Genomic DNA, 25,518 nt, shown 5'->3' on the forward strand with positions numbered 1-25,518 from the left:
GTTATCATGATCAAGATTTACAAATTATGAATCAATTATTTCGTGAACATTTACGGCGACTGCGTAATAATCCTGACGTAATCATCCCGGACGATTCCATTTTTCAATTGCCTGAAAAAATAATTCAGTTTGGTACGGGCGCATTTCTACGCGGACTGGCAGATTATTATGTTGACAAAGCAAACCGTCAGGGAATTTTCAACGGACGCATTGTTGTCATAAAGTCAACAGATCAGGGTGATCTGAAAGCTTTTGAGCGACAGGATAATTTGTATACTCATGTAATGAAGGGTTTACAAAACGGAAAACTTGTGGAAGAAACGATAATTTCATCTTCTATCAGTCGCGTTTTGTCGGCAAAAAACCAGTGGTCGCTAGTCCTAGATTGTGCCAGAAACCCTGCTATTAAAATTGCATTTTCCAACACGACGGAACTTGGTATCCAATTAGTACAGGACGATATTTATCAATGGCCACCGGTTTCTTTTCCGGGAAAATTGCTGGCATTTTTATACACACGTTTCAAAGCTTTTGGTGGAAATCCTGATGCTGGTTTGGTCATTGTTGCTACGGAATTAATATCAGATAATGGCAAAAAACTAGAATCAATTGTTTTGGAACTGGCACATAGAAATGGTCTGGAAAGTTCATTTATCGACTGGCTCGAACAATGTAATTCTTTTTGTAATTCTCTTGTAGATAGAATAGTACCAGGCCGACCTGACGATTTAATGAAAAAGGAAATTGAGGAGCATCTCGGTTACAAAGATGACCTGATGATTATTTCAGAATATTACGGTCTTTGGGCGATTGAAGGAGACAAAAAAGTAAAAGAAATTCTATCATTCAGTCAGATTGATCCTGGTGTCATTATTGAGCCTGATATTGAATTATACCGGGAATTAAAACTTCGGATACTGAACGGCTCACATACACTGGGTTGTGGCTTAGCGTATTTAAGCGGTTTCCCCACGGTTGCCAAAGCGATGGAAGATGAATTATTTTCCTCTTTTATAACCAATTTAATCCAGAACGAAATTGCTGTGTCCATCCCTTATCCGGTGAGTACCGAGCGAACGCAAAAGTTCAGCAAGATGATTTTGGATCGTTTCAGAAATCCATATATCGGCCACAAATGGATTAATATTACGCATAATTATTCTGCCAAAATCAATTCAAGAGTCATCCCCGCCTTTCTTGAATTTCATAAAGAATACGGCGTTGCACCCGAATACATGACTTTTGGTTTTGCCGTGTATATCTTTTTCATGAAAGCTACCAGAAAGGACAGTGATAATTATTACGGATTTTCCAATGGTACTTATTATCTGATTCAGGATCAGCGGGCTCCTTATTTTTATCAAAAATGGCAACTTTCTTCCTTATCGGAAATGGTGCATTTGATATTAAAAGATCCATTTATTTGGGGAACTGATCTGACAAAAATGGGGGTATCGGAAGATAATGTCGTCCACTATTTAGAATCTCTGATCAACCTCGGCGCTGCCCAAACACTCGCTGAGTTTCTTACAAAAACTGAATACGCCAAAATATAAAATTTCTAACTCCAGTCAATCTATTCTATCGCAATTATGCTTACAACCGAAATTCCGAAAATGGAAACCCAAATGACGAAATACCGCTGGCGTGTTGTAGCACTTCTATTTTTTGCAACAACTATCAATTACCTGGACAGACAAGTTTTAGGTTTATTGAAACCTGCTCTGGAAGCGGATTTTGCCTGGACCGAGAAAGATTTCAGCCATATCGTGATGGCTTTTCAGGCTGCATACGCTATTTCGCTTATCGGCTTCGGGGCTATTATTGATAAGATTGGCACAAAATTAGGTTATACAATTTCAGTGGTTGTGTGGAGTATTGCGGCCATTTTACATGCTACTGCAACCGGAACTTTAAGTTTTGGTTTTATGCGCGCTTTACTGGGTTTGGGAGAAGCAGGAAATTTCCCTGTCGCTATAAAGGCTACGGCAGAATGGTTTCCAAAAAAAGAAAGAGCACTGGCAACGGGAATTTTTAACTCCGGAGCTAATATTGGAGCGGTTGTTGCGCCTATTATGGTTCCATGGTTATTGGGTTCATACGGTTGGCAGGAAGCCTTTCTGATTACAGGGGCTCTGGGTTTTGTATGGCTAATTTTCTGGTTTAGATATTATGAAGTTCCGGCGAAACAGGCTCGAATTAACCAGGCTGAATTTGAATATATCCATAGTGATAACGAACCGGATACCAGTAAAGAAGCACCCGTAAAATGGCTTGATCTTTTCAAAGTACGCCAAACCTGGGCTTTTGTTTTTGGTAAAATGCTGACGGATCCAATCTGGTGGTTTTTCCTTTACTGGCTTCCATCCTATTTCGCGGAAGCGTTTAAACTAAATCTTTCCAAACCTAGTATTGAACTTGTTATTGTTTACACTGCTACAACCATTGGAAGTATTGGTGGTGGTTATCTTTCAGGTGCACTGATCAAAAAAGGATGGCCAATATTTCGGGCCCGTAAGACATCTATGTTAATCTTCGCTTTCCTGGTAACTCCGATCATGCTGGCACAATACACAACGAATATTTGGCAGGCCGTTTTTCTGATCAGTCTGGCCGCTGCGGCGCATCAGGCGTGGAGCGCCAATATATTCACAACGGCGTCTGATATGTTTCCTAAAAAAGCGGTTAGTTCTGTTGTAGGAATTGGTGGAATGGCCGGATCAGTAGGCGGGATACTTTTCCCGCTTATGGTAGGTATTATTCTGGATAATTATAAAACAGCAGGAAATATTGGTGGTGGTTACAACATCATTTTTATCATCTGCGGTTTTGCTTATCTGCTCGCTTGGAGTGTGATGCACTTTTTTGCACCAAAAATGGAGCAGGTGAAAATTTAATTCAGCTTTCGGCTGTCAGCAATCGGCTTTCATTCCAGAGCTTAAAACATTTCAATGACTCAAATTATTTAGTGAAATTATGAAAAGAACATTTTTTGTTGCCGCATTTTTTTTAGTCACAAGTTTGATATCCTTTGCACAAAGTGCTGATGAAAAAGCGGTAGGCGATGCAGTGGAAAAGCTTAGAAAAGCAATTGTTGACGCTGACGGAGCGACATTAACCAAACTAACTTCTCCACTATTATCTTACGGACATTCTAATGGAAATCTGGAAGATCAAAAAGAGTTTGTTCGCGCTATAACAAGCGGAGAATCCCATTTTACACGGATTGATCTTTCAGATCAGACAATTTCCATTTCGGGAGATCTGGCAATTGTTCGTCATAAACTGATGGGCGATACACATAATAAAGGGAAAGAACCTGCGCCAGTTAAATTGGGTGTGCTTTATGTTTGGCAAAAAATGAAAGGAAATTGGTTATTAGTTGGAAGACAGGCGTTTAAATTGCCTTAATAATAAAAAGGGTTAATAGTTTTGGATAATTGGAAAAGGGCAATCGTTGGGGCAATCCCTTGTGGTTGCCCTTTTTCAATTATACAGGAAATATTTTGGGGCAACCTACCTTTTTTCAATTATCTGGAAAATATTCTTCAGGCAACCTACCCTTTTTCAATTATCTGAAAATTATTCCCAGGCTGGATTTTAGATCAACCGCAGTATTTCGGCATCGAAAGATTTTGGGCGACCACGAGGGTCGCCCCTACCTGAATCGATCCTCATTCCATTTTTTTGGGTTTTCTATGATGTAATTGGCGATGTTGTTTAATGCGGTTTCGTTTCTGATGATGTGTTCGTAATAATCACGTTGCCATAACTTTTTATCAAATCTTTGCCAATTGGATGCTTTTATACCTTGAATGTATCTTACTGTGGTAATGGATTTGAAGGCGGAAATTATATCTCCGATAGTTGGCGAATTGCTTGGGCAATTCATTGGGCCATTCGTCCGGCCATTCGTTGGGGCAATCCCTTGTGGTTGCCCTCTTTCCATTATCTGGGAATTATCTAGAGTCTGGCGTTCCTCCGGATCTTGGGCGACCACGAGGGTCGCCCCTACGATCTCCAAAATCGCGTGGAAATGGTTGGGCATGATTACAAATTCATACAAGCGGATATTTACAAAACGATCAGGTATACTCAACCATTCCTGCTCAATCATCCGCCCCGCATCATTCAAAATCATTTCTCTTTCAATTATTTCTCCAAAAAAATGTTCCCGGTACTGACAACAGCAAGTCAGAAAGTATAATCCTGCCTTTGAATAGTCGTAACCTTCCAACCTTATTGATCGCCGGTGATGAATTTTCGGATCATAGTAACTCATAACTTCTTCAAATTGAAGTGTATAAAAGTTACTGACGCAGATTTATCAAAAAGTAATGACAGCGACAATTCCGGATCAAATATTCATAATTTATTAAAACACTTTTGTCATTTTAAAATGGCCTTCGCGCCTGGAAATGAGGTAGTATACCAGAACATCCCAACTGATCTTTCTCTCCATAATTATAATGAAAAAGTTACTGCTCTTGCTATTTCTGTTTCTGCCATTTACCAACGCGCTTTCTCAATCCAGAAAAGCAGAAAATCTCATTGTCGTTGTGCTGGATGGAATGCGGTGGCAAGAAATATTTGCAGGGGCTGATTCGGCTATTATTAATAATCCACTTTTCACAAAGGATAAAAAACAGGTTCAGAAACAGTTTTGGGATAGTGATCCAGTCAAACGAAGAGAAATGTTATTCCCATTTTTATGGGAAATAATAGCTACAAATGGACAAGTATATGGTAATAGGAATCTAAAAAATGAAGTTAACGTAAGTAATCCTTTTCAGATGACCTATCCGGGTTTTAGCGAAATGCTAACCGGCTATGCTGATCCAGCCATCAGTTCAAACAAACTGGTAGTGAGCAAATCAGAAAACGTTTTAGAATTTATCAACAAGCAAAAAGGCTATGAAAAGAAAGTTGCAGTTTTCGCAACCTCAGACCTTTTCCCCTTTTTACTAGATCGTCAAAACAGCAAATTATTTATCAATTCGGATACTGATACCTTAAATTTCACTTCAAAAGAATCCAAGCTGTTGAATGAAATGCAGAAATTAACGACCAAACCAACCACAGAAAGGCCCGATATATTAACCTATTTCGCAGCAAAAGAATATTTAAAAGTTTTTAAACCAAAGGTATTGTACCTGGCTTTCGGCGAAACCGATGCATTTGCACATCAGGGCAATTACGATCAATATCTGGAAACTGCCAAAGCCGAAGATAATATGATTGCCGAACTTTGGAAATTAGTACAATCTATTCCTCAATATAAAAACAAAACCACTCTAATTTTAACCTGCGATCATGGCCGAGGAGATTTGATTAAGGAACAATGGACATCTCATGGCTCAAAAATCCGGGATTCCGGACAAATTTGGATTGCTGCGATCGGACCTGATACAAAAGCTTTGGGTGAAGTAAAAATGGCGGGAAATTTATTTCAGGCACAACTTGCAGCAACCATGGCCGCAGTTTTGGGATTTAAATACCAACCAAAAACTCACGAAGCTATGAAGCCCATTTTTTCTATTTTCTCCAATAATTAATCGCTTTGAGGAATAGGAAATTCTATTTTTCATCATACACTTTTAGGCTGCCTTTGTAAAATCCTGTCAGTTGTTTCCCGGCAAGATCTTCTTTACAATCAAAATTTATAGTATAGTCATTACCTTCTTTTTTTACAATAACTTTCCCCGACAGAATTTCATGAAACTCACCTTCCGAAGTGGCATAATTAGCATTAAAGACAGTATATGAGTTACTGAAAGTCTTTTCTTTATAAGTAAAGTAGGGATCAAAAGTATATTCACCGTCGCCTAATATAGTAGAAACCGGGCTAAATATTTCGAAATATACGGTGTGGCCTATACCAGATGTTGAATCAACTTTTCCCCCGCTTTCATGAATTTTAATACCAGAAGAGTACAGAAATAAAACCTGTGCATTCCCTTGACTGGATGACAATTGACCAAAATTCAGGATAAGTCCGCTGGATAATTCAAAATCGGTCCCATCATAAGTAACTATATTTTTAGGGACCACCTCATCATCTTTTTTACACCCAAAAAAGGTAAAACCAATGACGACAAGAAGATAAAAAGATTTTGTAAAGTGCGACATAGAGCAATATGGATTAGAGATGAGAAATGGTACGCGTACTATCACTATGTGTAAGAAATAAATTCTTCAGGTACTGCACTTATTCACCTTCTGACATTCTTGCTTCTAAATCGCGGAGCCCTTGCCAAATGTTGGAGATGTAAAAAGGCATTCAGATTGTAGTAAAATAAATACAATCTGAATGCCTGAAAAACGGTTTGATCTAACTTCTATTAATGAAACTAAATTTTCACTAATATACTCATTTGCAAAATATTACAATCAAAAAAATGACAATTAAAACGTAACAATCAATGAGATGGACGATCCGGCGCGGGAGCAGAGGCGTGATAATCGTTTTGAATAATATCTGCATATTTATCCAAAAGCTCAATTACCCTATCGCGTTGTTTCGAACGAACAACCAGGCCTACGTGATATTCCTCTTCCATTCTCCATACAATTTCCGGATCATTAAAAACAGACATATCCGGCCATTGCTGACGGGTCAGGGAAATAATAATTCCGGAATATTCTTTACGAACTGGCGGTAATTTAAAATTTTCACCGTTTGCCTCAGCCGTTTCCATTTTCGCCCATTCTTTCCATAAATTAATTCCTGAGGAAGCTTCTACCATTTCTGATAAATGCGCACCTCCCACTCTCGAAGAAGTTTCCAAAAAATAATATTTCCCATCATCTTTCGAACGAATTACTTCCGTATGTGACGCGCTATGTCTCAAACCAAACGCTTTCAAAACGTCAATGGAAATAGTTTCCAGCGCATGTGCCTCCGACGAATCAAAAGGAACTGTGACCGAACGGAATATTCCGCCACCATGGGCTACATCAAACGGAGGAGCCAGATATTTGCTGTTCCAGGAGAAAATAACTCTCCCGTTCATAGATAAAGAATCGACGTGATAGACATCGCCAGGCTTAAATTGTTCTACCAGATATGCGTGACGCTTGTCGCCAAGTTCATGGATTGTTTCCCACAATTCTTCGCGGTTGTGCATTTTTTTGATACCGGTAGCCGACGCTTCGGAACGTGGTTTGATCATCCAGGGACCAGGATGTTCTTCTATAAACCGATTAATAATGTCATCGTTAAAAAGTGCGCAAAAACCCGGAACAAGAATTCCCGACTCGGATGCTTTGGTACGCATCGCCAGCTTGTCCCTGAAATATTTCCCGGTAGTTTGTCCCATACCGGGAATCCTGAAATATTCACGGATCAGTGATGCCTTTTCAACATCAAAATCATCAAGCGCCACCACACGATCAACCATTTGGCTACGCATGACGTACGCGAGGCCCGTAACGACCTCATCCATATTATATGTTTTATCTTCTCCTTCTTCTATGTAAAAAAACTCGTCGACCGATTCACGCGCCCATGGTTTTTGATCCAGTTTTTTAGCCGTCAACAGGTAAACAGTGTTACCTGCGTTTTTGCAGGCTCTCAGAAAATCATTCCCTTTGAAATAGGTGGAAATACATAGAAAAGTTAAAGGACGCGCCATAAAAGTAGATTAATGTGATAGGTATGTATGTCAAGTTTCCGCCGCCAGAAAAATTGTGCCGGGAGAACTTCCTTTCTCAAATCTAACAAAAACAAGCTACTAATCAAGTAAAGCTCTGGTTAAATTTGTGTCACTTTAAAATTTAGAATAATAGCCCGGAATAATTTAAATTAAACCGGGTTATTGTTCATTTTTTAAATAAATAACGCCTATAAAGCTGACAAATAGTCTCTTAGCAGCCGGATTCCAAACGCAGTACCCGCCCTTCCCGGAGCAAATTCCGCTTCTCCAAAAGCCATTCCTGCAATATCCAGATGTGCCCATTCAGGATGTTCATCTGTAAAAACTTCTAAAAATTTGGCAGCAACAATGGCACCGGCCAGAGGTTTTCCATGGTAATTTTTAAGATCAGCGATATCCGAAGAAATTTCCTCTTTGTATTCATCCCAAATAGGCAAACGCCACAAACGCTCTCCCGTTTTTTCTCCTGATTTTATTAAATCAGCAGCCAGATTATCACTGGAAGAAAATAGCCCAGCGGCTTCATATCCAAGCGTTTGAATAACACTTCCGGTCAACGTTGCAAGGTCAATAACGACGTCTGGCTTAAATTCCCTTACAGCATAACTTAGTCCGTCCGCCAGAATTAATCTTCCTTCCGCGTCAGTATCTATCACCTCAATTGTCTTTCCTGCATGGGAATTTATCACATCTCCAGGTTTCGTTGAAGATCCATCCACACAATTTTCGGTGGAAGGAATAATGCCAATGACTCTGACCGGCAAATTCAATTGAGCAGCCAGTTCAACCATTCCCAAAACAGCCGCCGCGCCGCCCATATCACTTTTCATTAAATGCATACTGGCAGAAGGTTTTATTGAAATTCCCCCCGTATCAAACGTGACGCCTTTCCCAACCAACGCAACAGTTTTTTCATAGGTCTCCGGTTCATATTCGCTCACGATCATAACCGGCGGAACGTCACTTCCTTTACTAACCGAAAGCAAGGCATCCATGCCAAGTTCTTCCAATTTCTCCTTGTCAAAAACAGTAACCTTGTATCCGTTTTTCTCACCGGATTCAATCGCCCAATCGCCTAATATTTCCGGTGATTTGTAATTTCCGGGTGCGTTCATCAAATCCATGATACGAATTTGAGTTAATGCCGTTTTGTGAGCTAGATCTATCACAGCTTCATTTTCCTGAGAAACTTCATCGACAAGGATGAAAAGTTTTCCACTTTCTCCAAAAAAAGTACTGAAAATTTTCGGTTCCGATTTATAAAGCTGAATGTTGTAGCCACCTAAAATTATTCCATTTACAGCCGATTCAATCCAGTCGGCAGATTTACCTTTTGCATTTAAAACAATTTGTTCAGGCCAGCGATCTTTACGTTTAAAAAAAAGAGAACGGAAGATTTTTAGTATGGCAGGAATTTTAGGCGTTTTCCCTAAACCAAGCCAGATTTCACTTTCTGAAGGCCACCAGATTTCTCCCTTTTCGGCTTTAAAGACCTGTTGATTTTCCGGCTCAGAACCCGATTCAAAAGTGCGAAGTAGAAGTATGTTGGCTTGTGCTTCTATGGTTTGTATCAAATGCATATCAATTCGATTAGTAGTTTGGCATTAATTCAAAGCTAATCATAGTCTGCGCTTAATTTAAAATTTCACACGAAATTATTGAAACAAACAGGAGAGTACGGGAATGTAATAAAACTATAAAAGATCATATTTGTGATAACCGATAATACCATTTCTGACAAATAATCCGGCAACATATGAACACAAAATGTCTATCAAAACAATTTATATACAAGGGACTTATCTTTTCAACATTATTGGCAGGATATTCACAAAATGCTGATGCCCAAAGAAATGAAACAAAAGCGAACGATTCCAATACACCGCTTCATTTATTACAGCCGGATTATCCTGTACCATATGGTTTGGTAAAAAAAGAAAATATTGTCAATGATTTAAATCGAATCCATGCGTATTTAAATAATGTGACGCCTACCGCTTTTGTCGATACAAAAACGGGGAAAACGGTAACCGATTTGACCAAAATCGATCAGAACACAGCTTTACAAAAAGGTGATTACCGGATTGTAAGTTATGAATGGGGCGTTACCTATTCTTCCATGCTGCTGGCAAGTCAGGTTACCGGCGATCCAAGATTTAAGGAATACGCTGATAAGAGACTTCAATTTATAGCAGAATCTGTACCGTATTTCAAAAAAACGAGTACAGAACATGCCGATTGGGGAACAGCCGGACCGTTACGCGGATTAGTAAATCCACATGCTTTGGACGATTGCGGTGCGATGTGTGCAGCGATGATAAAAGCAACGAGAGCAGGAACAACCGGAAATTTTCGCCCATTGATCGATAGCCATATTGATTACATTTTGAATAAAGAACACAAGTTGAAAGACGGCTCTCTTGCCAGAAACAGACCTCAACCGAATACAATCTGGCTCGACGACTTGTTCATGGCTGTTCCTGCTTTGGCACAAATGGGGAAGCTGACGGGTGATAAAAAATACTATGACGAAGCCGTAAAACAGGTTTTGCAAATTTCAGGCCGCATGTTTGACAAAAACAAAGGGGTATACATGCACGGCTGGGTGGAAGGCATGACCGAACATCCTGAATTTCACTGGGCACGCGCAAACGGCTGGGCGATTTTGACAAAAGTGGAATTATTGGATGTGCTTCCGTTAAATCATCCGGGAAGACCAAAAATTTTAGAATTGCTAAAAGCACACGTACGTGGCCTGGCTTCGTACCAATCAGGTTCAGGTTTTTGGCATCAGTTATTAGATCGGAATGACTCCTATCTTGAAACATCAGCCACAGCGATATATGCTTACGCCTTCGCAAAAGCAATTAACAATGGCTGGATCGATGGCTTGACTTATGCCCCAATGACACTTTTAGCATGGAATGCTGTGTCAACAAAAATTAACAAAGAAGGACAAGTGGAAGGCACTTGCGTGGGAACAGGAATGGGATTTGATCCCGCATTTTATTACCATCGCCCAATCAGCCCTTTTGCAGCACATGGTTACGGACCTGTAATCATGGCCGGCGCAGAAGTGATCACATTATTGAACAACAAGACATTTGAAATCAATGACAGTTCTGTGCAATTGTTACAGAAAAAGGCAAATTGATAATAGTTAAGAAATTCAGGATAAATAAAGGGGAGCCAAATTTTAGAATCTGGCTCCCCTTCAATATAACACATCAAATTATTCTGCCGAGCCAATCATTAACAATTAACCCTTAACAATTAACAATTATTCAACTCCGCCTTTACGCGTAGGACTCTTAACCGCAGGCCAAACACCCGGTTCTCCTTTTGAATTAGTAGGAAGAACACTTTTTTCACGGGAAGTTTTTGCGGGATCTTCACTGGCCTGATAAGCCATGATTGCCGCCAAAATTGCATTGCTGCGAACATCATCAAAAACAATTTTGTCATAGGTATCACGGTTTGTATGCCACGTGTACGTTCCATAAGACCAGTTTAATGAACTTAAAGAAAACGCAGGAGCACCAGCCGCTACGAAAGAAGCAAAGTCAGATCCGCCACCACCCGGAGCACCAGGAAATTTCATTTCAATCTGAGATTTGATATTATCGGGAGCTTTGGATAACCAGCGGCCCAAATAATCATAAGCATTCAAAAATCCTTGTCCGGACAAATTAACCACACGGCCTGTTCCATTATCCTGATTGAAAACCGCCTGAATATTTTTTACAATTTCCGGATGATCTTCAACAAATGCACGCGAACCATTCAAACCTTGTTCTTCACTTCCCCAATGGCCAACCAGAATTGTTCTTTTTGGATTTGGATAAACTTTTTTCAAAATACGCATCGCTTCCATCATCGTCAATGTTCCGGTTCCGTTATCAGTTGCGCCGGTACCGCCATCCCATGAATCAAAATGCGCGGAAAGAATTACGTATTCTTCCGGATTTGTGCTTCCTTTAATTTCAGCAATTGTGTTGAAAGTTGGTACCATACCATTTTCTTTCGAATCTGCTTTTACACTTATTTTCGGCGTATGACCTGATTCTGCCAAACGGTATAACAAAGCGTAATCTTCCAGCGCGATATCAACCGTTGGAATTTTTTTAGTGCTTGCACCAAATATTTTATTCACACCAAATCCCTTTGACCAAAGTGAACCAACAACGCCTGCCGCTCCTGCTTTTTCCAAAGCTGCCGGAAGTGTCCGTCCAGTATAACCCGTTTTAGCGATACGTTTTGTCCAGGCTTCCGTCTGCGCATCACGTTCTTTTTTCATCTTATCAAATGATTCCTTCGTCGCAAATTCCTGCCAGTTATAGTCAGGGCGGCCGGTTGGCTGCAACATACTGGTCATTACAAATTTACCTTTAACCGATGGTAGCCATTTTGCAAAAGCAACGGAATCAGCCAGATCCGGAATAATGATTACCTCAGCCGTTACTGTTTTCCCGGCTGTCGACGGGCTCCATGCCAACTGCATTCCTTCCAAAGATTTCACCCTTGGAAAAACCATATCAATATGTGAAGCACCTCTTTCCCAGCCTCTCCATTCGCCCCACTTTTCATTTTTTGCAGGAATACTCCATTCTTTGTATTTCGCTACTGCCCAGTCATTTGCCTGCTGCATTTGAGGCGAACCTACAAGGCGCGGCCCGATTACGTCAATTAATTCGTGCGCCAGTTTTTCTAGTTGCGAATTTTCAGTCGCTTCTTTTACGATGCCTTCCACAACAGGATCTTTTGTTTGTGCTTGTGTTAATGTGGAGGTAATCAATAGTAACCCCAGTGAAAGCCCGGATAGTTTTTTCATTCTTTTATGATCTTATGGTTTTGGTTTATGTTTCTAAATTAGGAATATTGTTTCAACAACCAATTTAATCCTTGAATGTTACTTTTCTGTCATTGAATAACCTTATAATTATTATATTTCTTCAATTCTACCTTAATTAACAATGCCTCTGTTGCCACAAAAGAGGAGAATCTTTCGTATTCCTTATTATCATAAACAAAAGATTTTCCTATGAAAGAGCAAATCAGGACATTATTGGCTACGAATTCCGGCCTTCCGTTTCAGTCTATTACAGACGATGCAAATCTTTCACGTGATCTTGGACTTGACAGTCTCGATACGGTCGATTTAATTTTACAAATGGAAGATCAATTTAAGGTGTCTATTCCTGATGAGGATTATCCCAAGCTGCAAACGGTGAAGGAAATCAGTGATTATCTTCAAAATAAAATGGCTGTTATTGTATAATATAGTAAGGCTTATCTGGAAATCGGGTAAGCTTTTTTTATTCTCTCAAAATGGTTTTGTATAATTCCCTCTGCTTTTACAACATTTACTTCAAATAACGCTTTTTAAACTCCGAAGGATTTTCTCCTTCCACTTTCTTAAACAATTTATTGAAATAAGATAAACTCTCAAAACCCACCACAAAACAGGTTTCTGAAACCGTTTTATCTTGTAGCAAATAATTCTTCGCCTGATTGATACGATATTGGTTTACAAAATCGGTAAATGTCATTTTTACATTTTTCTTAAAAAACCGGCAAAAGGCAGCCGTCGTAAGATTTACCTGCTCCGCTATAAAATTCACATCCGGTTTTTGATCGAAATGAGTTTCAACATATTTGTAGATTGAATCCATCCGGAACTGTCCTTTTTGCAGAGACTTATTTCCTGCGGGAGTATTATTCAAAACACTTACCTGATCAGAAGTTGCCAATATTCTCAAAATTTGCAGAAGAGATATCAGTTGATCGAAATGGTCAAGATCAGGCAAAACCTTTAACCTTTCGCCAACCAGATATTTCGTCTCTCCGGAAAAAGAAAGGCCAAAATGAGATTGATTGAATAAATTTTTAATCGCCGCAAATTCAGGAATTTCCAGAAAATCCTTACCAAGAAAATTTTCTTTCATTTGAATGATCACCTGCTCACATTCAGTCCTTACGCCATAATCAAAATTCAGATGTGGAATATTGGGGCCAATAAATACAAGATCGCTTCCTTCATAAATCGAAGTATGATCTCCAACATGACGCGTTCCGCTTGTTCCTTCCACGTAAACAATTTCATATTCAGGATGGAAATGCCAGAGAAAAGTATCATTCAGTCCGGGTGTTAGCAGGACTTTAAAAGAACTTCCATCGTCCGGGGCGATTTCTTCACGAATGATTTTCATTGTTGGTTGATAGCTGTCGGCTTTTAGTGATTAGGATGGCTCGAACTGTCTTAATTGATAATAAGGATATCTGAATCAGCCACTTTCCGACTACCCTTTGCTCCTCTACGAATTTAATCTACCAAAAATATCAATACAGAGCAAATACTGGATATTAGAGCGGTTGAAGTAGGAACCTCTCATAAAGTAACTTTGTCCTATTAAATCACGCTAAAATATTATCCTAGATGGGACATAAAACTATGGTACCTTCCATGGCGCCTTCCAACGCTCATAAAGATATTCCCGGAAATCCTTCCACTGCGAAATCAAGTAATGTAAAACTGAACGACCGCAGTAATGGAAAACCACTTGGATTGCTGACCGAAGAAGACTGGCAATTCTGGACCACGAACGGATACATTGTGATTAAGGATGCAGTGCCAAAAGATCAGGTTAAAAAACTTGCCGATTTTCTTTGGGAGTTTGAAGAAAAAGATCCGAACGATCAGGAAACCTGGTATGCACCGCCGCGTGCGGAAATGCAGATGAAAGAATTGACGAATACAGGAATGGTTGAAGTTTATAATCATCAATATATGTGGGACAATCGCCAGTTCCCGAAAGTATATCAGGCATTTACAGATATTTGGGGAACCGAAAAGTTGTGGGTAACAATTGATCGTGCAAATCTGAATGTTCCGCTGCGTCCGGGTTTTGATTACAAAGGTTTTATTCACTGGGACTATGATCCGGAAACCAAGCCGCAAAATGTGCAGGGTGTTTTGGCTTTGGCAGATCAGGATGACGAAAATATGGGTGGATTCCAATGCATTCCTGAATTGTTCAGAACCTATGATACCTGGAAATTAACACAACCGGAGGACAGGAATCATTTCAAACCGGATACTGCTGGTTTTGAATTAGTAAAAGTAAAAATGAACGCGGGAGACCTGCTGATTTTCAATAGCTCACAGCCACACGGAATCCGGGCAAATCGGAGTGAGAATAAAGTGCGTCTGGCTCAATATATTGCCATGATGCCTGCTCAGGAAGATGATGAAGAATTACGCCAGTGGCGTATCAATTCCTGGAAGGAAAGACAAGCACCGGAAGGTTACGCATTTCCGGGTGATCCAAGAAATTGGGAAAAGGCAAAATATGAAACGGCTGAGTTGTCGGAATTGGGGAAGAAATTGTTGGGGTTGGAGAAGTGGTGAGGCTCTGTTGATGTTCTCTGTCAGATTTCTAAAAAAATGAGGAATTTGACAGAGAATATCAACCTGTTCAGTATCTAGTTTTTTTAGACATTTGAATTGTTAAAAAACGAGGCTGAACAAATAGAACTTAGGGGTATCTCCCAAGGAATTGTTTTCGATGTTGTGCAAAAATCCAGATAAAATTGAACCAGATGGGCCAGGGCAATACATTTATCAAAAACTAGTATTGTTTGATCAAGAGACTTATTTCCTTGTTCGGTTTTTGTTAATTCAAACAAAACACCTAAGTTGATTAAAACAGCTTATCGAACTTCTAAATTTTCAAAATATCAATGAAAGTTAAATACGATAAAGAAACCGATATCTTATACATCAAGCTTAGTGACTTGGCCATTGTAGAATCAGATGTTGATAAAAAAGGCGTTGTTCTGGATTATACTGCGGATGGACGATTAGCGGGCATTGAAATATTAGAAGCATCAAAATCTACAATTCAGCCTTCAAAAGTAGAATACGAATCCGTCTAAAAAGACTTTCTGATCCTTTTATGTCAAGAATTTTCCTTTATATCACAGGATAAATCCTTACTCGCTCTGCAAATTCTCTCCACAGAGCCGGATAAATCAAATTTCAGTCACAAATAGTTAATCTACATTGGGAATTATTTATTCCTGTGACCGTTCTTTGTATAAACTATTGATACAGTAAAAACATCAAAATGTCAGATATTAAGCTGGTTGCAACGGATATGGATGGTACGCTTCTCAATTCGAAGCATGAGTTAAGTGATTCTTTTTTACCTGTTTTCAGAAAATTGAAGGATCAGGGGATCATTTTTGTCGCAGCGAGCGGTAGACAATATTACAATCTTTTGAAAACGTTGGATGAAGTAAAAGACGAGGTTATTTTTGCTGCTGAGAACGGGAGTTATGTCGTTTACCAAAATGAAGAAATTCACGTTCAGGATATGGATCATCAGATTGTAAAAGATCTGATCGTTAAGTCCAGAAGCATCGGCGGAACTTACGCGATCATTTGCGGAAAGAAAAAAGCTTACGTAGAAAGTAATGAACCTGAATTTATAGATCACCTGAAATTGTATTTTGAACGATATGAAGTTGTTGAAGATTTATTAAAAGTTGAGGACGACCAGTTTTTGAAATTTACATTATGCGATCTGGCTGGCTCAGAAGGCAATAGTTATCCGCATTATAAATATTTGCAGGACACTTTACAGGTCAAAGTTTCGGGACCGATCTGGCTGGATATTTCGCACAAACAAGCCAATAAAGGAAAGGCGATGGAGGTTTTGCAGGAAAAATTTGGTGTCACATTTGAAGAAACCATGGTTTTCGGTGATTATTTCAATGACCTTGAAATGCTTCAAAAAGGCTATTATTCATATGCAATGGCCAATGCGCATCCGGATATCAAAAATGTTGCCCGGTTTATTGCCAAAAGCAACGATGAAAATGGCGTTGTGGAAGTACTTTCTGCATTGGTTAATCACACCATTACGACAGAAGAATAAAATACAATTACTATAAAAACGTCAGATTGAGCAACGAGTTGATTTTCAGCAACTGCTCAATCCGACGTTGTTATGTAATATAATTAATCGCTGCCACAGCATCTGCCAGCGAAGCGTGAAACAATTCATAAATTTGGGCGGTATTCCCCACATGGATTTCACATTTGTCAGTTTTTAGGGAATTGATCAAATCCTCCGCTAAGACAACCAGCGAAATCCATTTTCTCCTCCAATTTCCTGAGAAAAATCAGTGTTAACCAAAGGATGCATCAATTCAAAAACTATGATACTTGTTGAAACATTCACAATTACGGACTCCTTCTGCGATCCTACTAAGGCAAGTAATTCCTTGCAACTATCATTTCGCTAATTATTTTTCATCGTTTACTAACATAACGATTATTCCTTAGACAGATTCATATCGCTCCCTTTTCACCGTTTAATTACTCATTTAATCCCCATACCACTTATCACCGAAAAACATCCATTCGTGTACTTTGTTATACATAGTACCTGCCATCACCCTATCTTTGATTCAACAATAAGGGAAACAAATCATAAATATTAAAATATACTTAGCCATGAAAAATTCAATCAAAAATATCGCTGTTGCATTTGCATTTGTTGCCTCTTTCGCTTTCACTGCCCATGCAGAAGAAAAAGAAACTAAAAAATCTGCTGCGCTTAACACGGGTGTTTACATTAACAAAAACGGAAAAATTAATGTTTTTGTTGACAAACTTAACAACGATTCCAATACGACCATACTTGTCAAAAATACAACAGGAGATATCGTTTACCGTGAAGTAGTTGAAAAAGAAAATCAAAAATTCGGACGTATTTTAAATGTGGATGAGTTAGCCGCAGGAAAATATGAAATTAAAGTGATCAGCAAAAATGATTCACAAACCAAATCTTTCCAATTATCAGAACCGGTTGTTGAACGTGTTGTGACAATTAAATAACAACATAAAAATATTAATTTTCTGAAAATGGCTTTCGTAAAACGAGAGTCATTTTTTGTTTAATTCCGTCTGGATATCATACGGTCCCGTACTGTCGATTCATAGAGAAGGCCTGATCTTTTAGAACCAGGCCTTCCTTTTTTTATTCCTCAAAAGCTAATTTCTTATTTGGCACTCACCCGCCATATCGTGTTTCCCGAATCGTCGTTCACTAATAATGAACCATCTTCCAAAACAGCAATCCCAACAGGGCGGCCATGAACCTTATCTTCATTTTCGATAAAACCGGTTAAAAAATCTTCCGGTTTCCCAGACGGTTTTCCATTTTTGAAAGGAACAAAAACTACTTTATAGCCTGAAATTTTTGATCTGTTCCATGAACCATGCTGACCAACAAAAGCACCATTATGATATTTGGCAGGAAATTTAGTTTTGTTATAAAACGCAAGTCCAAGTGATGCTGTGTGAGAGCCAAGGGGCACATCCGGCACAATTGCTTTTGCAACCATATCTTTTCCTTCGCCTTTCATTCTTGGATCGGGATGATTTCCATAATACGAATAAGGCCAGCCGTAAAAACCGCCTTCTTTCACACTGGTGATATAATCCGGAACAAGTTCGTCGCCCAACTCATCACGTTCATTTACCGCTGTCCATAATACATTTGTACCTGGCGCCCAGCCCATTCCTACCGGATTTCTTAAACCGCTTGCGAATATTTTTTCACCCGTTCCGTCGGGATTGATCTGTAAAATATTGGCACGACGTTTTTCATTGTCCATACCATGTTCGGCCACATTACTACCAGATCCCACGGAAACGTATATTTTCGACCCATCAGCATTAGACAACAAATTTCTTGTCCAGTGATTGTTATACCCACCGGCTGGCAATTCCAGAATTTTTTCACCTTTTCCAGTGATTTTAGTATCGCCGGTTTTATATGGATAGCGTGTTATTCCATCCGTATTTCCTATGTAGAAATAATTTTTAAGGATTAACATACCCAGCGGTTGTTTCAGTTTTTCCATAAAAATTTCCCGCATTTCAGGGACTCCGTCTTTGTTTATGTCACGAAGAAGTGTAATTCTGTCCGCACTTTTCTTGGTGCCTGATTCAGCTACAAATACGTCACCGTTTGGTGCAACATAAGACCAGCGTGGATTATCAAGTTTGTCTGCATATTTTGTTACCACAAAACCTTCCGGAGCTTTTGGCATTTGTCCGTCTTTCCAACCCTCAACATCCGGTGTTTTCCGAACAGATTTAGTAGCAAACGGAGCAGGCAGATCTACATTTTCAACAGCCGTACCAACTTCTGTTTGAACAGTATCAGCACCCGATTCTGCTACCTGTTTTTCTTCCTTTTTACTGCTGTTACAGCTGAATAAGGTAAATCCCGCAAGCGTGCAGCATGTTATAAAGTGAATCTTTTTCATAAGTCTATGATGTGTCTTTAAATACAAAAGCATCAGCCAAAATTATGGCCGATGCTTTATTGCATTAAATAATAATGCCAAAGAACATTAAAGTACCTTAACTCATTAATTTCCCTTTCAGCACCGGCCTCGTGTCTTTTGTTTTCCCCAAAATCGCCAGACTTCTCAGAAATTCCGTTTCAATCCCCCCTTCCTCAAACCGGCATTTTACAACTTCATAATGTGCGGATTCAATAAAACGCCAGGTCATTTCAAAAGTTTTCTCGTCCGTCCACATTCCGCTTGCAGCAATTTTAGTTTTTGTCTCTCCCGGAATCACAGTTGCCGTAAGTTTCAGTGGCACTATATTTAAATCAGTAATTCCCAATTTCCACTTGTTGATACCACAGGAAATTACGTGTTCTCCCTGTGCATCTTTCATTTTAAAATCGCAGCCACCGTCTTTGAAAGTCAATGAAACAGCACTGACGGCCAGGGAATTTTCTGCTATACCAAAACTTTTACCACTTATCGAACCAACTAATTCTGATGTTGATTTTCCTTTTTCCAATGGCACGGAAAGTGTTGTCAGTTTTTGTTTCAATTTTGCAGCAGCCTGTTTATCCGCTGATAATGCTTCACTTTTCACACCAGGCAAAATATGATTCCAAACCTGGTCCAGAATTCCCTGCATGTCAGCAGTTTCACTGGTAATGGCCACTACTAAATCCTCTTTTGGCAAAACAATGCAATACTGGCCGTAAGCGCCATCACCACGGTATCCATCATGTCTGCAACGCCAAAATTGATAGCCATATCCCTGAAGCCAGTCATTTTGCTCTTTCTTCCTCGAACCGCCTTTTGACTGAACCTCAAAACTGGTTGCATCTTTTATCCAGTCTTCTGCAATTAACCGTTTTCCATTCCACATTCCCTTTTGCAAATACAATTGTCCGAATTTCGCAATATCTTCTGTTTTCAAACGCAAACCCCAGCCTCCGGTATTGATTCCGCTCGGATCTACTTCCCAGTCTGCGCCTTCAATATTCAGTGGTTTAAAAAGTTTTGGAGTTAAATAGGCCAAAACCGTTTGTCCGGTTAATTTTTGAACAATTGCTGATAACATATAAGTAGCGCCGCTGTTATAAACAAAAAATGATCCAGGCTCATGGTCTACCGGTAAGGCAAGAAAACTTTTCACCCAATTAGTTTCAGCCGAATTTCTCAAAGACGGCGTACTATCCGTATCGTGGCCGGTTGACATAGTCAATAAATCCTTCACACGCATTGCAGCCAGATTAGCACTGATCGAGGCCGGAACATCCTTTGGAAAGAAAGAAACGACTTTATCTTCCACTTTCAACTTTCCTTCTGCAACCGCCAGACCAACCGCTGTTGACGTAAAACTTTTACTTAGCGAATAAAGCGTATGTTTCAGATCCGGTGCATAAGGTCCCCACCAACCTTCTGCCACAACATTTCCATGGCGCACCACCATGATACTGTGCAGGTTTAAATTATCTTTTTCAACAGCATTTACAAAATCCAGAATACCAGAAGATGCGACACCCTGCGCTTCCGGCAAACTTCTCGGCAATTGCAAACCCGGAACTTTTGCAGCCCAGGACGACATAGGAAGCTGACTGATCAGCCCAATTTGAAGGGCTCCAAAACCCAGTTTTTCTAAAAAATCTCTTCGGTTTAGTACCATGATTTCTGGGAGAATAAAGTCTGGTTGATATTTTATTTTAACAATTTACAGTCATGCTAAAACGATGATTTTCACGGTTTGGAAAGATGGTAGCTGGCTTATTGGTATATTTGCACCGGCCTTTGAAGCCTTTTATCTTAACAATACAAAAATCATATGTCTTTCAAAACGCTCGGCTTATCCGAACCTTTATTAAAAACCATAGCAGAACAAAATTATACTCAACCGTATCCGATTCAGCAGGAAGCAATTCCGGCGATTTTGGCGGGAAAAGATATATTGGGTATTGCTAAAACGGGTTCGGGGAAAACCGCAAGTTTTGTTTTGCCGATTCTTGAAATGTTTCAGACCAAAAGTGCTCCAAAAAACCGGTTTATTACTGCATTGGTTTTAGTGCCAACCAGAGAACTTGCCGTTCAGATTGGCGTTGTTTTTCAAACTTTTGGAGAAAGAATGCCGCGAAAAGTCAAATCTCTGGCTATTTATGGTGGTGTTTCGATCAATCCACAAATGATGGCTTTACAAGGCGTGGAAATTCTGATTGCTACACCCGGAAGATTGCTGGACTTATTGTCATCAAAAGCATTGAACATCACAGAAACAGAAATTCTGGTTTTGGATGAAGCGGATAAAATGCTGAATCTTGGTTTTGCAGATGAAATGAAAGATATCTTTTTTCTTCTTCCCAAAAAACGCCAGAGCATTTTGTTCTCGGCCACACTAGGTGACGAAGTTGAGAAAATTCATAAAAGTATTCTGAGGAATCCGGTTACGATTGAAATTGAAGAAGAAGAGCAAAATCTGGATCTCATCAAACAAAGCGGTTATTTTGTTGATCCTGAGAGAAAAGGCCCGCTACTGCGTTATCTGATCAAAAAAGGAGAAATGAAACAGGTTCTGGTTTTTGTTTCTTCAACCCGAACCGCAGATAATCTTGTCGATAAATTATCGAAAAACGGAATTCAGGCGGCGGCTATGCATAGCAAGAAAAGCCAGGGAGCCAGAACGGAAGTTTTGAATAAATTCAAATCAGGAAAACTGACGGTCATGGTCGCTACGGATTTGGTTTCCAGAGGTATTGACATCCAGTTTTTACCTTATGTTATCAACTTTGAATTACCACGTTCTCCGAAAGATTATATTCACCGTATAGGCCGCACAGGTCGTGCAGAAGCAACAGGAGAAGCTATTTCTCTTATCATTCCGGAAGATGCGCACCATTGGAAAATCATCCAGAAAAAAATGGGAAAACGGGTCGAAATGACGGAAACTTTTGATCTGGATTTGATGGGGTTCTGAAATTGCTTTCGGCGGTCGGCTATCGGCTGTCAGATTATTGCCTTGATTCACTATTGCCCGCTCCGCTGATGATTGAAAGCCGATTGCTGACAGCCGATTGCCAGTGCAGGAGAGCGCAGGAAGGCTGACAAATTTCCTACTGTAATTTTACGATAGGATAAATTTCTTTATTCGTCAATTATAGTAATTTCAATCATGGAAAGACGTAAAGCGCTAGGAATATTACTCGCAGGAAGTGCCTTGTCAAAGGTTTGGGCATTAGATTCTGATTCTTCCAAAATTCATAAAAAAGAGCTCCTGAAATCTCTCGGACTTGCCAACGGCTATTTTTTAAAAAAATGGCCTGATACCGGAAAATCCATTATTACAAACCGCGAACGCCCAAGTAACATCTGGACGCGCGCAGTTTATTATGAAGGTTTGATGGCGCTTTACACTATTGATCCACAAAAAAGTTATTACGATTACGCAGTTTCCTGGGGTGAAAACCACCAATGGGGATTGAGAAATGGTATTCAAACCAGAAATGGCGATGACCAGTGCTGCGGCCAAACGTACATTGATCTTTATCTGATTGATAAAAAAGAAGAACGGATCAGGGATATTAAAGCTTCGATCGATTTAATGGTTGATTCGGAAAAAGTCAGTGACTGGACCTGGATTGATGCTTTACAGATGGCTATGCCGGTTTATGCCAAATTGGGCGTCATCTACAAAGACGACCGGTATTTTGAAAAAATGTATGCACTTTATACACATACAAAAACCAAAGAAGGCGGAACGGGATTATACAATCCGGAGGAAAAACTTTGGTGGCGGGATAAGGATTTCTTACCTCCTTATAAAACGCCCGCAGGCAAAAACTGTTACTGGTCGCGCGGGAATGGCTGGATTATCGCCGCGCTCGTTCGTGTTTTGGATATAATGCCCAAAAATGCACCTCACCGCACAGAGTATGAGAAAATGCTTTTAGATATGTTAGCGGCCCTGGCTCCTTTGCAACGTGCGGACGGCTATTGGAACGTAAGTTTAACAGATCCGACCGATTTTGGTGGCAGAGAATTAAGTGGTACTGCTTTGTTTATTTATGGAATGGCCTGGGCGATTAATAACGGTTTGGCAAAAAATAAAACATACAATCTGGCCATTGTAAAAGCCTGGAATGCGCTGCAAAAAGAATCATTGCATGACGATGGTTTTCTGGGATTCGTACAGGGAACAGGAAAGGAGCCAAAAGATGGCCAACCCGTCACGTACACCAGCCAACCCGATTTTGAAGATTATGGATTAGGATGTTTTTTGCTTGCAGGAAGTGAGATTTACAAGATGAAATAGTCAGGTTTAAAGCGAACCTCTTCTGATCATAAAAAACGGATTTTTTATTTTTATCTGCTCTTTGTTCAAAATCAAATTTGCAGCGGTGCGGCCCATATTTTCAAAATCTGTGGTAATGACTGTGATGCCCAGCAATTCTTTCAGTGTGGTTTCATTAAAAGAAATTACACCGATTTCTTTTCCCATTTCATAGGAAGAATTTCTCGTCTTTTTTACAAGTTCGGCCAGATCATTTTCCTCAACAACGATATAGGCAGTACCCGGAATGAGATTTTCGGCATGAACGCTTTCCAGGATTTCAAAATCCTTCTGATAGTTGACACAATAATTCCGGAAACCACTTATGATCTCTTTTGGATAATTTCCTTCAAATGGGAATACCAGAACCATACGCTGATATTTGGCCATCAGGTCATTCGCATTTTCCAGCGCGCCAAAAATATCCTTGTCAAAACTTTGATAAATACTGGATACCGGCTGCTTTAATTCCGGAATTTCCCGGTCGAGCAAGACCAATTGTGACGATGGAATTGTTTTCAAAACGCACATATAATCTTCCTCCTCAGTCTGATCAAAATGAGGCATCACTACATAATGATTATAGTTTCCCAGATTTTTTTCGATAATCTCCCGGAAACGTTTTACACTGTAATGATGGATTTCAAGATCAACAACCGCGTTATCACCCAATGCTTTTATGAAAGAATAATAGATGATTTTTTTGTAAGAACTGAGCTTGTTAAAGACGAGCAGAATCTTTTCTTTCTTATCCTGACCCGATTGCACGTAATATCCTTTGCCTTGTACCGACGTGATATATCCCAGATTCCGGAGCTCCCGATATGCCTTTTCCACCGTATCACGCGCCAGCAAATAATCTACACTCAACTCACTGATCGAAGGTAATTGTGTTCCTTTTTTCAAAATTCCTCTTTCAATATCAATCCGAATCGACTGCACGATTTGCTTGTATTTCGGCATTTTGTCTTCCCGATCAAACTTCATTTGAAAGTCGTTTTCACGGTCATCAAAATAAACGTCTTTGAAAACAAAACGCCGGGTTCCCAGGTTAGCACGGGCGGTGTTATATCCTGTCATTTCTTCACTATTTATTGAAAGTTACTAATAAAGCGGAATTCAGTTTTCTTCAAGTCCCGAATTCGCACTGTATATTAGTCAATAAATAATCTGTAAAATGCAATTATGACGAGTATTTTAATGCAATCGTTATCGGGAACGTTGCCAATTATATTGAATCCATGTTGATATTTTATTAAATCAAAATATTTGGATCGTTTATTATAGTAACGATTTTGCCTTACAAGAAAATTACAAAGATCGACAGCTTACTTTTTTCGTGAAGTATTCATTGTCAAACGCACACCAAGACTGATGTTAACATATTCTCTGTCCACACCACTATTGCGGTTGAACATGACAACCGAAGGCGTGTAACTAACGTAACCCTTTACATTTTTACCTCCACCGCTAAACCGGAAGGTTGGCTCCCAGTATACTGATAATTCATTGAGCGTATTTTGCAGGTTTCTCAAATAATATTGATCCCGATCCATGCCATCAATCAAATTTGAATAGCCCAGCCAATGACTTACTCCCGAAAATCGTGAGCCAATACTGAATTCCAGATTTTTATTCGGGTGGGTAAAACTAAGAGAGGGCTGGATAAAGTATTTATTCATATTAATCCGGGCAGTTTGATCAATAGTATAAAAGACCTTATAGTTACCTTTCCCTGCACCTGCATAAACTTCAAAAACCCAGTTTTTATTTTCTTCCAGTTTTGCAAAATAGCCAAGGGCAGCTTCCACATACTGACTACGCGATTCTTTTTTCTTTATGTAGGCCGATTCCTTTGAACTTATACTGCTGGTTAATGCCCCATTGACCATTATGCCAACATGATTCAAAGGTGCGTAAGCCACTTGTACATCCGCTCCTCTCATCACAAAACCACCGCCCAGACCAGCGTCCAGACGAATGTCGTTTCTTTCCCGGATATTCGGAATATTGCCCTTATTGGGCGAATAATAATAAGGAGAACAGCTGCACAACATCACAGTTGCACAGCACATTAACGTAGTAATTATTTTCATGGCTATTGTTTATATCAAATGAGGGATTGACTTGCCGACATTCGAATATAAACAATATGTAACCAAATTATACCAAAAATAA

General features: G+C 39.6%; 22 protein-coding genes. 12 read left to right on the forward strand and 10 right to left on the reverse strand.

Annotated features, from left to right (window positions below; genetic code table 11):
• The first annotated feature begins 26 nt into the window (after positions 1-26).
• From FZF08_RS19345 to FZF08_RS19355, 3 genes are all read left to right on the forward strand, one after another.
• Positions 27-1,556, forward strand: coding sequence for a tagaturonate reductase (locus FZF08_RS19345; protein ID WP_159471800.1), 1,530 nt, complete (start codon positions 27-29; stop codon positions 1,554-1,556).
• Positions 1,557-1,616: 60 nt separating this feature from the next.
• A complete protein-coding gene (locus FZF08_RS19350) occupies positions 1,617-2,897 on the forward strand; it encodes an MFS transporter (protein ID WP_159472776.1) in 1,281 nt (426 codons plus the stop codon).
• Between the two features lie 79 nt (positions 2,898-2,976).
• Positions 2,977-3,411 carry a nuclear transport factor 2 family protein gene (locus FZF08_RS19355; RefSeq protein WP_159471802.1) on the forward strand — a complete coding sequence of 145 codons (435 nt, stop codon included), beginning with the start codon at positions 2,977-2,979 and terminating at the stop codon, positions 3,409-3,411.
• A 247-nt stretch (positions 3,412-3,658) separates the two neighbouring features.
• Here the strand turns inward: FZF08_RS19355 and FZF08_RS19360 are convergent, their stop codons facing one another.
• A complete protein-coding gene (locus FZF08_RS19360) occupies positions 3,659-4,282 on the reverse strand; it encodes a transposase (protein ID WP_159471804.1) in 624 nt (207 codons plus the stop codon).
• Between the two features lie 187 nt (positions 4,283-4,469).
• On the opposite strand from FZF08_RS19360, the gene FZF08_RS19365 reads away from it, so the two are divergent.
• A complete protein-coding gene (locus tag FZF08_RS19365; protein ID WP_159471806.1) occupies positions 4,470-5,555 on the forward strand; it encodes an alkaline phosphatase family protein in 1,086 nt (361 codons plus the stop codon).
• A gap of 22 nt (positions 5,556-5,577) precedes the next feature.
• On the opposite strand, the gene FZF08_RS19370 is transcribed toward FZF08_RS19365, so the two are convergent.
• From FZF08_RS19370 to FZF08_RS19380, 3 genes are all read right to left on the reverse strand, one after another.
• Complete coding sequence (locus FZF08_RS19370) at positions 5,578-6,129, reverse strand: hypothetical protein (protein WP_159471808.1); 552 nt, start codon at positions 6,127-6,129, stop codon at positions 5,578-5,580.
• 290 nt (positions 6,130-6,419) lie between these two features.
• Positions 6,420-7,634 (reverse strand): acetyl-CoA carboxylase biotin carboxylase subunit family protein, encoded by a 1,215-nt coding sequence (locus FZF08_RS19375; RefSeq protein WP_159471810.1) that lies wholly within the window; start codon positions 7,632-7,634, stop codon positions 6,420-6,422.
• Positions 7,635-7,843: 209 nt separating this feature from the next.
• A complete protein-coding gene (locus FZF08_RS19380) occupies positions 7,844-9,235 on the reverse strand; it encodes a M17 family metallopeptidase (RefSeq protein ID WP_159471812.1) in 1,392 nt (463 codons plus the stop codon).
• Positions 9,236-9,411: 176 nt separating this feature from the next.
• Between FZF08_RS19380 and FZF08_RS19385 the strand changes: the two genes are divergently transcribed.
• A complete protein-coding gene (locus tag FZF08_RS19385) occupies positions 9,412-10,809 on the forward strand; it encodes a glycoside hydrolase family 105 protein (protein WP_159471814.1) in 1,398 nt (465 codons plus the stop codon).
• Positions 10,810-10,935: 126 nt separating this feature from the next.
• On the opposite strand, the gene FZF08_RS19390 is transcribed toward FZF08_RS19385, so the two are convergent.
• Positions 10,936-12,486, reverse strand: a complete 1,551-nt coding sequence (locus FZF08_RS19390) for a M20/M25/M40 family metallo-hydrolase (RefSeq protein ID WP_159471816.1) — start codon at positions 12,484-12,486, stop codon at positions 10,936-10,938.
• A gap of 210 nt (positions 12,487-12,696) precedes the next feature.
• Between FZF08_RS19390 and FZF08_RS19395 the strand changes: the two genes are divergently transcribed.
• Positions 12,697-12,933, forward strand: coding sequence for an acyl carrier protein (locus FZF08_RS19395; RefSeq protein WP_159471818.1), 237 nt, complete (start codon positions 12,697-12,699; stop codon positions 12,931-12,933).
• Between the two features lie 85 nt (positions 12,934-13,018).
• Here FZF08_RS19395 and FZF08_RS19400 read toward each other — a convergent pair whose 3' ends face one another.
• Complete coding sequence (locus FZF08_RS19400) at positions 13,019-13,864, reverse strand: AraC family transcriptional regulator (protein WP_159471820.1); 846 nt, start codon at positions 13,862-13,864, stop codon at positions 13,019-13,021.
• Between the two features lie 227 nt (positions 13,865-14,091).
• On the opposite strand from FZF08_RS19400, the gene FZF08_RS19405 reads away from it, so the two are divergent.
• From FZF08_RS19405 to FZF08_RS19420, 4 genes are all read left to right on the forward strand, one after another.
• A complete protein-coding gene (locus FZF08_RS19405) occupies positions 14,092-15,063 on the forward strand; it encodes a phytanoyl-CoA dioxygenase family protein (protein WP_159471822.1) in 972 nt (323 codons plus the stop codon).
• Between the two features lie 332 nt (positions 15,064-15,395).
• Positions 15,396-15,590: a DUF2283 domain-containing protein gene (locus tag FZF08_RS19410; RefSeq protein WP_159471824.1), complete on the forward strand. Its 195-nt coding sequence runs from the start codon at positions 15,396-15,398 to the stop codon at positions 15,588-15,590.
• A 191-nt stretch (positions 15,591-15,781) separates the two neighbouring features.
• Positions 15,782-16,594, forward strand: a complete 813-nt coding sequence (locus tag FZF08_RS19415) for an HAD family hydrolase (protein WP_229216608.1) — start codon at positions 15,782-15,784, stop codon at positions 16,592-16,594.
• 581 nt (positions 16,595-17,175) lie between these two features.
• Positions 17,176-17,559: a DUF3244 domain-containing protein gene (locus FZF08_RS19420; protein ID WP_159471826.1), complete on the forward strand. Its 384-nt coding sequence runs from the start codon at positions 17,176-17,178 to the stop codon at positions 17,557-17,559.
• Positions 17,560-17,723: 164 nt separating this feature from the next.
• Here FZF08_RS19420 and FZF08_RS19425 read toward each other — a convergent pair whose 3' ends face one another.
• Complete coding sequence (locus tag FZF08_RS19425; RefSeq protein WP_159471828.1) at positions 17,724-18,998, reverse strand: sorbosone dehydrogenase family protein; 1,275 nt, start codon at positions 18,996-18,998, stop codon at positions 17,724-17,726.
• Between the two features lie 97 nt (positions 18,999-19,095).
• Positions 19,096-20,688 (reverse strand): serine hydrolase, encoded by a 1,593-nt coding sequence (locus FZF08_RS19430; RefSeq protein WP_159471830.1) that lies wholly within the window; start codon positions 20,686-20,688, stop codon positions 19,096-19,098.
• A 156-nt stretch (positions 20,689-20,844) separates the two neighbouring features.
• On the opposite strand from FZF08_RS19430, the gene FZF08_RS19435 reads away from it, so the two are divergent.
• Together FZF08_RS19435 and FZF08_RS19440 are read left to right on the forward strand one after the other, a co-directional pair.
• Entirely contained in the window at positions 20,845-21,987 is a 1,143-nt protein-coding gene (locus FZF08_RS19435) for a DEAD/DEAH box helicase (protein ID WP_159471832.1), read from the forward strand.
• A 195-nt stretch (positions 21,988-22,182) separates the two neighbouring features.
• Positions 22,183-23,322 (forward strand): glycoside hydrolase family 88 protein, encoded by a 1,140-nt coding sequence (locus FZF08_RS19440; RefSeq protein WP_159471834.1) that lies wholly within the window; start codon positions 22,183-22,185, stop codon positions 23,320-23,322.
• Between the two features lie 6 nt (positions 23,323-23,328).
• On the opposite strand, the gene FZF08_RS19445 is transcribed toward FZF08_RS19440, so the two are convergent.
• Together FZF08_RS19445 and FZF08_RS19450 are read right to left on the reverse strand one after the other, a co-directional pair.
• Positions 23,329-24,420 (reverse strand): GntR family transcriptional regulator, encoded by a 1,092-nt coding sequence (locus FZF08_RS19445; protein WP_159471836.1) that lies wholly within the window; start codon positions 24,418-24,420, stop codon positions 23,329-23,331.
• Positions 24,421-24,668: 248 nt separating this feature from the next.
• Entirely contained in the window at positions 24,669-25,436 is a 768-nt protein-coding gene (locus FZF08_RS19450) for a hypothetical protein (protein WP_159471838.1), read from the reverse strand.
• Between the last annotated feature and the right edge of the window lie 82 nt (positions 25,437-25,518).

It is taken from the genome of Dyadobacter sp. 3J3 (assembly GCF_009801115.1).
GTDB lineage: Bacteria > Bacteroidota > Bacteroidia > Cytophagales > Spirosomataceae > Dyadobacter.

Bases quoted from the DNA above. Each gene is read 5' to 3' on its own strand.
- FZF08_RS19345 (WP_159471800.1), top strand. From the start codon at position 27: ATGAATCAATTATTTCGTGAACATTTACGGCGACTGCGTAATAATCCT.
- FZF08_RS19350 (WP_159472776.1), top strand. From the start codon at position 1,617: ATGGAAACCCAAATGACGAAATACCGCTGGCGTGTTGTAGCACTTCTA.
- FZF08_RS19355 (WP_159471802.1), top strand. From the start codon at position 2,977: ATGAAAAGAACATTTTTTGTTGCCGCATTTTTTTTAGTCACAAGTTTG.
- FZF08_RS19360 (WP_159471804.1), bottom strand. From the start codon at position 4,282: ATGAGTTACTATGATCCGAAAATTCATCACCGGCGATCAATAAGGTTG.
- FZF08_RS19365 (WP_159471806.1), top strand. From the start codon at position 4,470: ATGAAAAAGTTACTGCTCTTGCTATTTCTGTTTCTGCCATTTACCAAC.
- FZF08_RS19370 (WP_159471808.1), bottom strand. From the start codon at position 6,129: ATGTCGCACTTTACAAAATCTTTTTATCTTCTTGTCGTCATTGGTTTT.
- FZF08_RS19375 (WP_159471810.1), bottom strand. From the start codon at position 7,634: ATGGCGCGTCCTTTAACTTTTCTATGTATTTCCACCTATTTCAAAGGG.
- FZF08_RS19380 (WP_159471812.1), bottom strand. From the start codon at position 9,235: ATGCATTTGATACAAACCATAGAAGCACAAGCCAACATACTTCTACTT.
- FZF08_RS19385 (WP_159471814.1), top strand. From the start codon at position 9,412: ATGAACACAAAATGTCTATCAAAACAATTTATATACAAGGGACTTATC.
- FZF08_RS19390 (WP_159471816.1), bottom strand. From the start codon at position 12,486: ATGAAAAAACTATCCGGGCTTTCACTGGGGTTACTATTGATTACCTCC.
- FZF08_RS19395 (WP_159471818.1), top strand. From the start codon at position 12,697: ATGAAAGAGCAAATCAGGACATTATTGGCTACGAATTCCGGCCTTCCG.
- FZF08_RS19400 (WP_159471820.1), bottom strand. From the start codon at position 13,864: ATGAAAATCATTCGTGAAGAAATCGCCCCGGACGATGGAAGTTCTTTT.
- FZF08_RS19405 (WP_159471822.1), top strand. From the start codon at position 14,092: ATGGGACATAAAACTATGGTACCTTCCATGGCGCCTTCCAACGCTCAT.
- FZF08_RS19410 (WP_159471824.1), top strand. From the start codon at position 15,396: ATGAAAGTTAAATACGATAAAGAAACCGATATCTTATACATCAAGCTT.
- FZF08_RS19415 (WP_229216608.1), top strand. From the start codon at position 15,782: ATGTCAGATATTAAGCTGGTTGCAACGGATATGGATGGTACGCTTCTC.
- FZF08_RS19420 (WP_159471826.1), top strand. From the start codon at position 17,176: ATGAAAAATTCAATCAAAAATATCGCTGTTGCATTTGCATTTGTTGCC.
- FZF08_RS19425 (WP_159471828.1), bottom strand. From the start codon at position 18,998: ATGAAAAAGATTCACTTTATAACATGCTGCACGCTTGCGGGATTTACC.
- FZF08_RS19430 (WP_159471830.1), bottom strand. From the start codon at position 20,688: ATGGTACTAAACCGAAGAGATTTTTTAGAAAAACTGGGTTTTGGAGCC.
- FZF08_RS19435 (WP_159471832.1), top strand. From the start codon at position 20,845: ATGTCTTTCAAAACGCTCGGCTTATCCGAACCTTTATTAAAAACCATA.
- FZF08_RS19440 (WP_159471834.1), top strand. From the start codon at position 22,183: ATGGAAAGACGTAAAGCGCTAGGAATATTACTCGCAGGAAGTGCCTTG.
- FZF08_RS19445 (WP_159471836.1), bottom strand. From the start codon at position 24,420: ATGACAGGATATAACACCGCCCGTGCTAACCTGGGAACCCGGCGTTTT.
- FZF08_RS19450 (WP_159471838.1), bottom strand. From the start codon at position 25,436: ATGAAAATAATTACTACGTTAATGTGCTGTGCAACTGTGATGTTGTGC.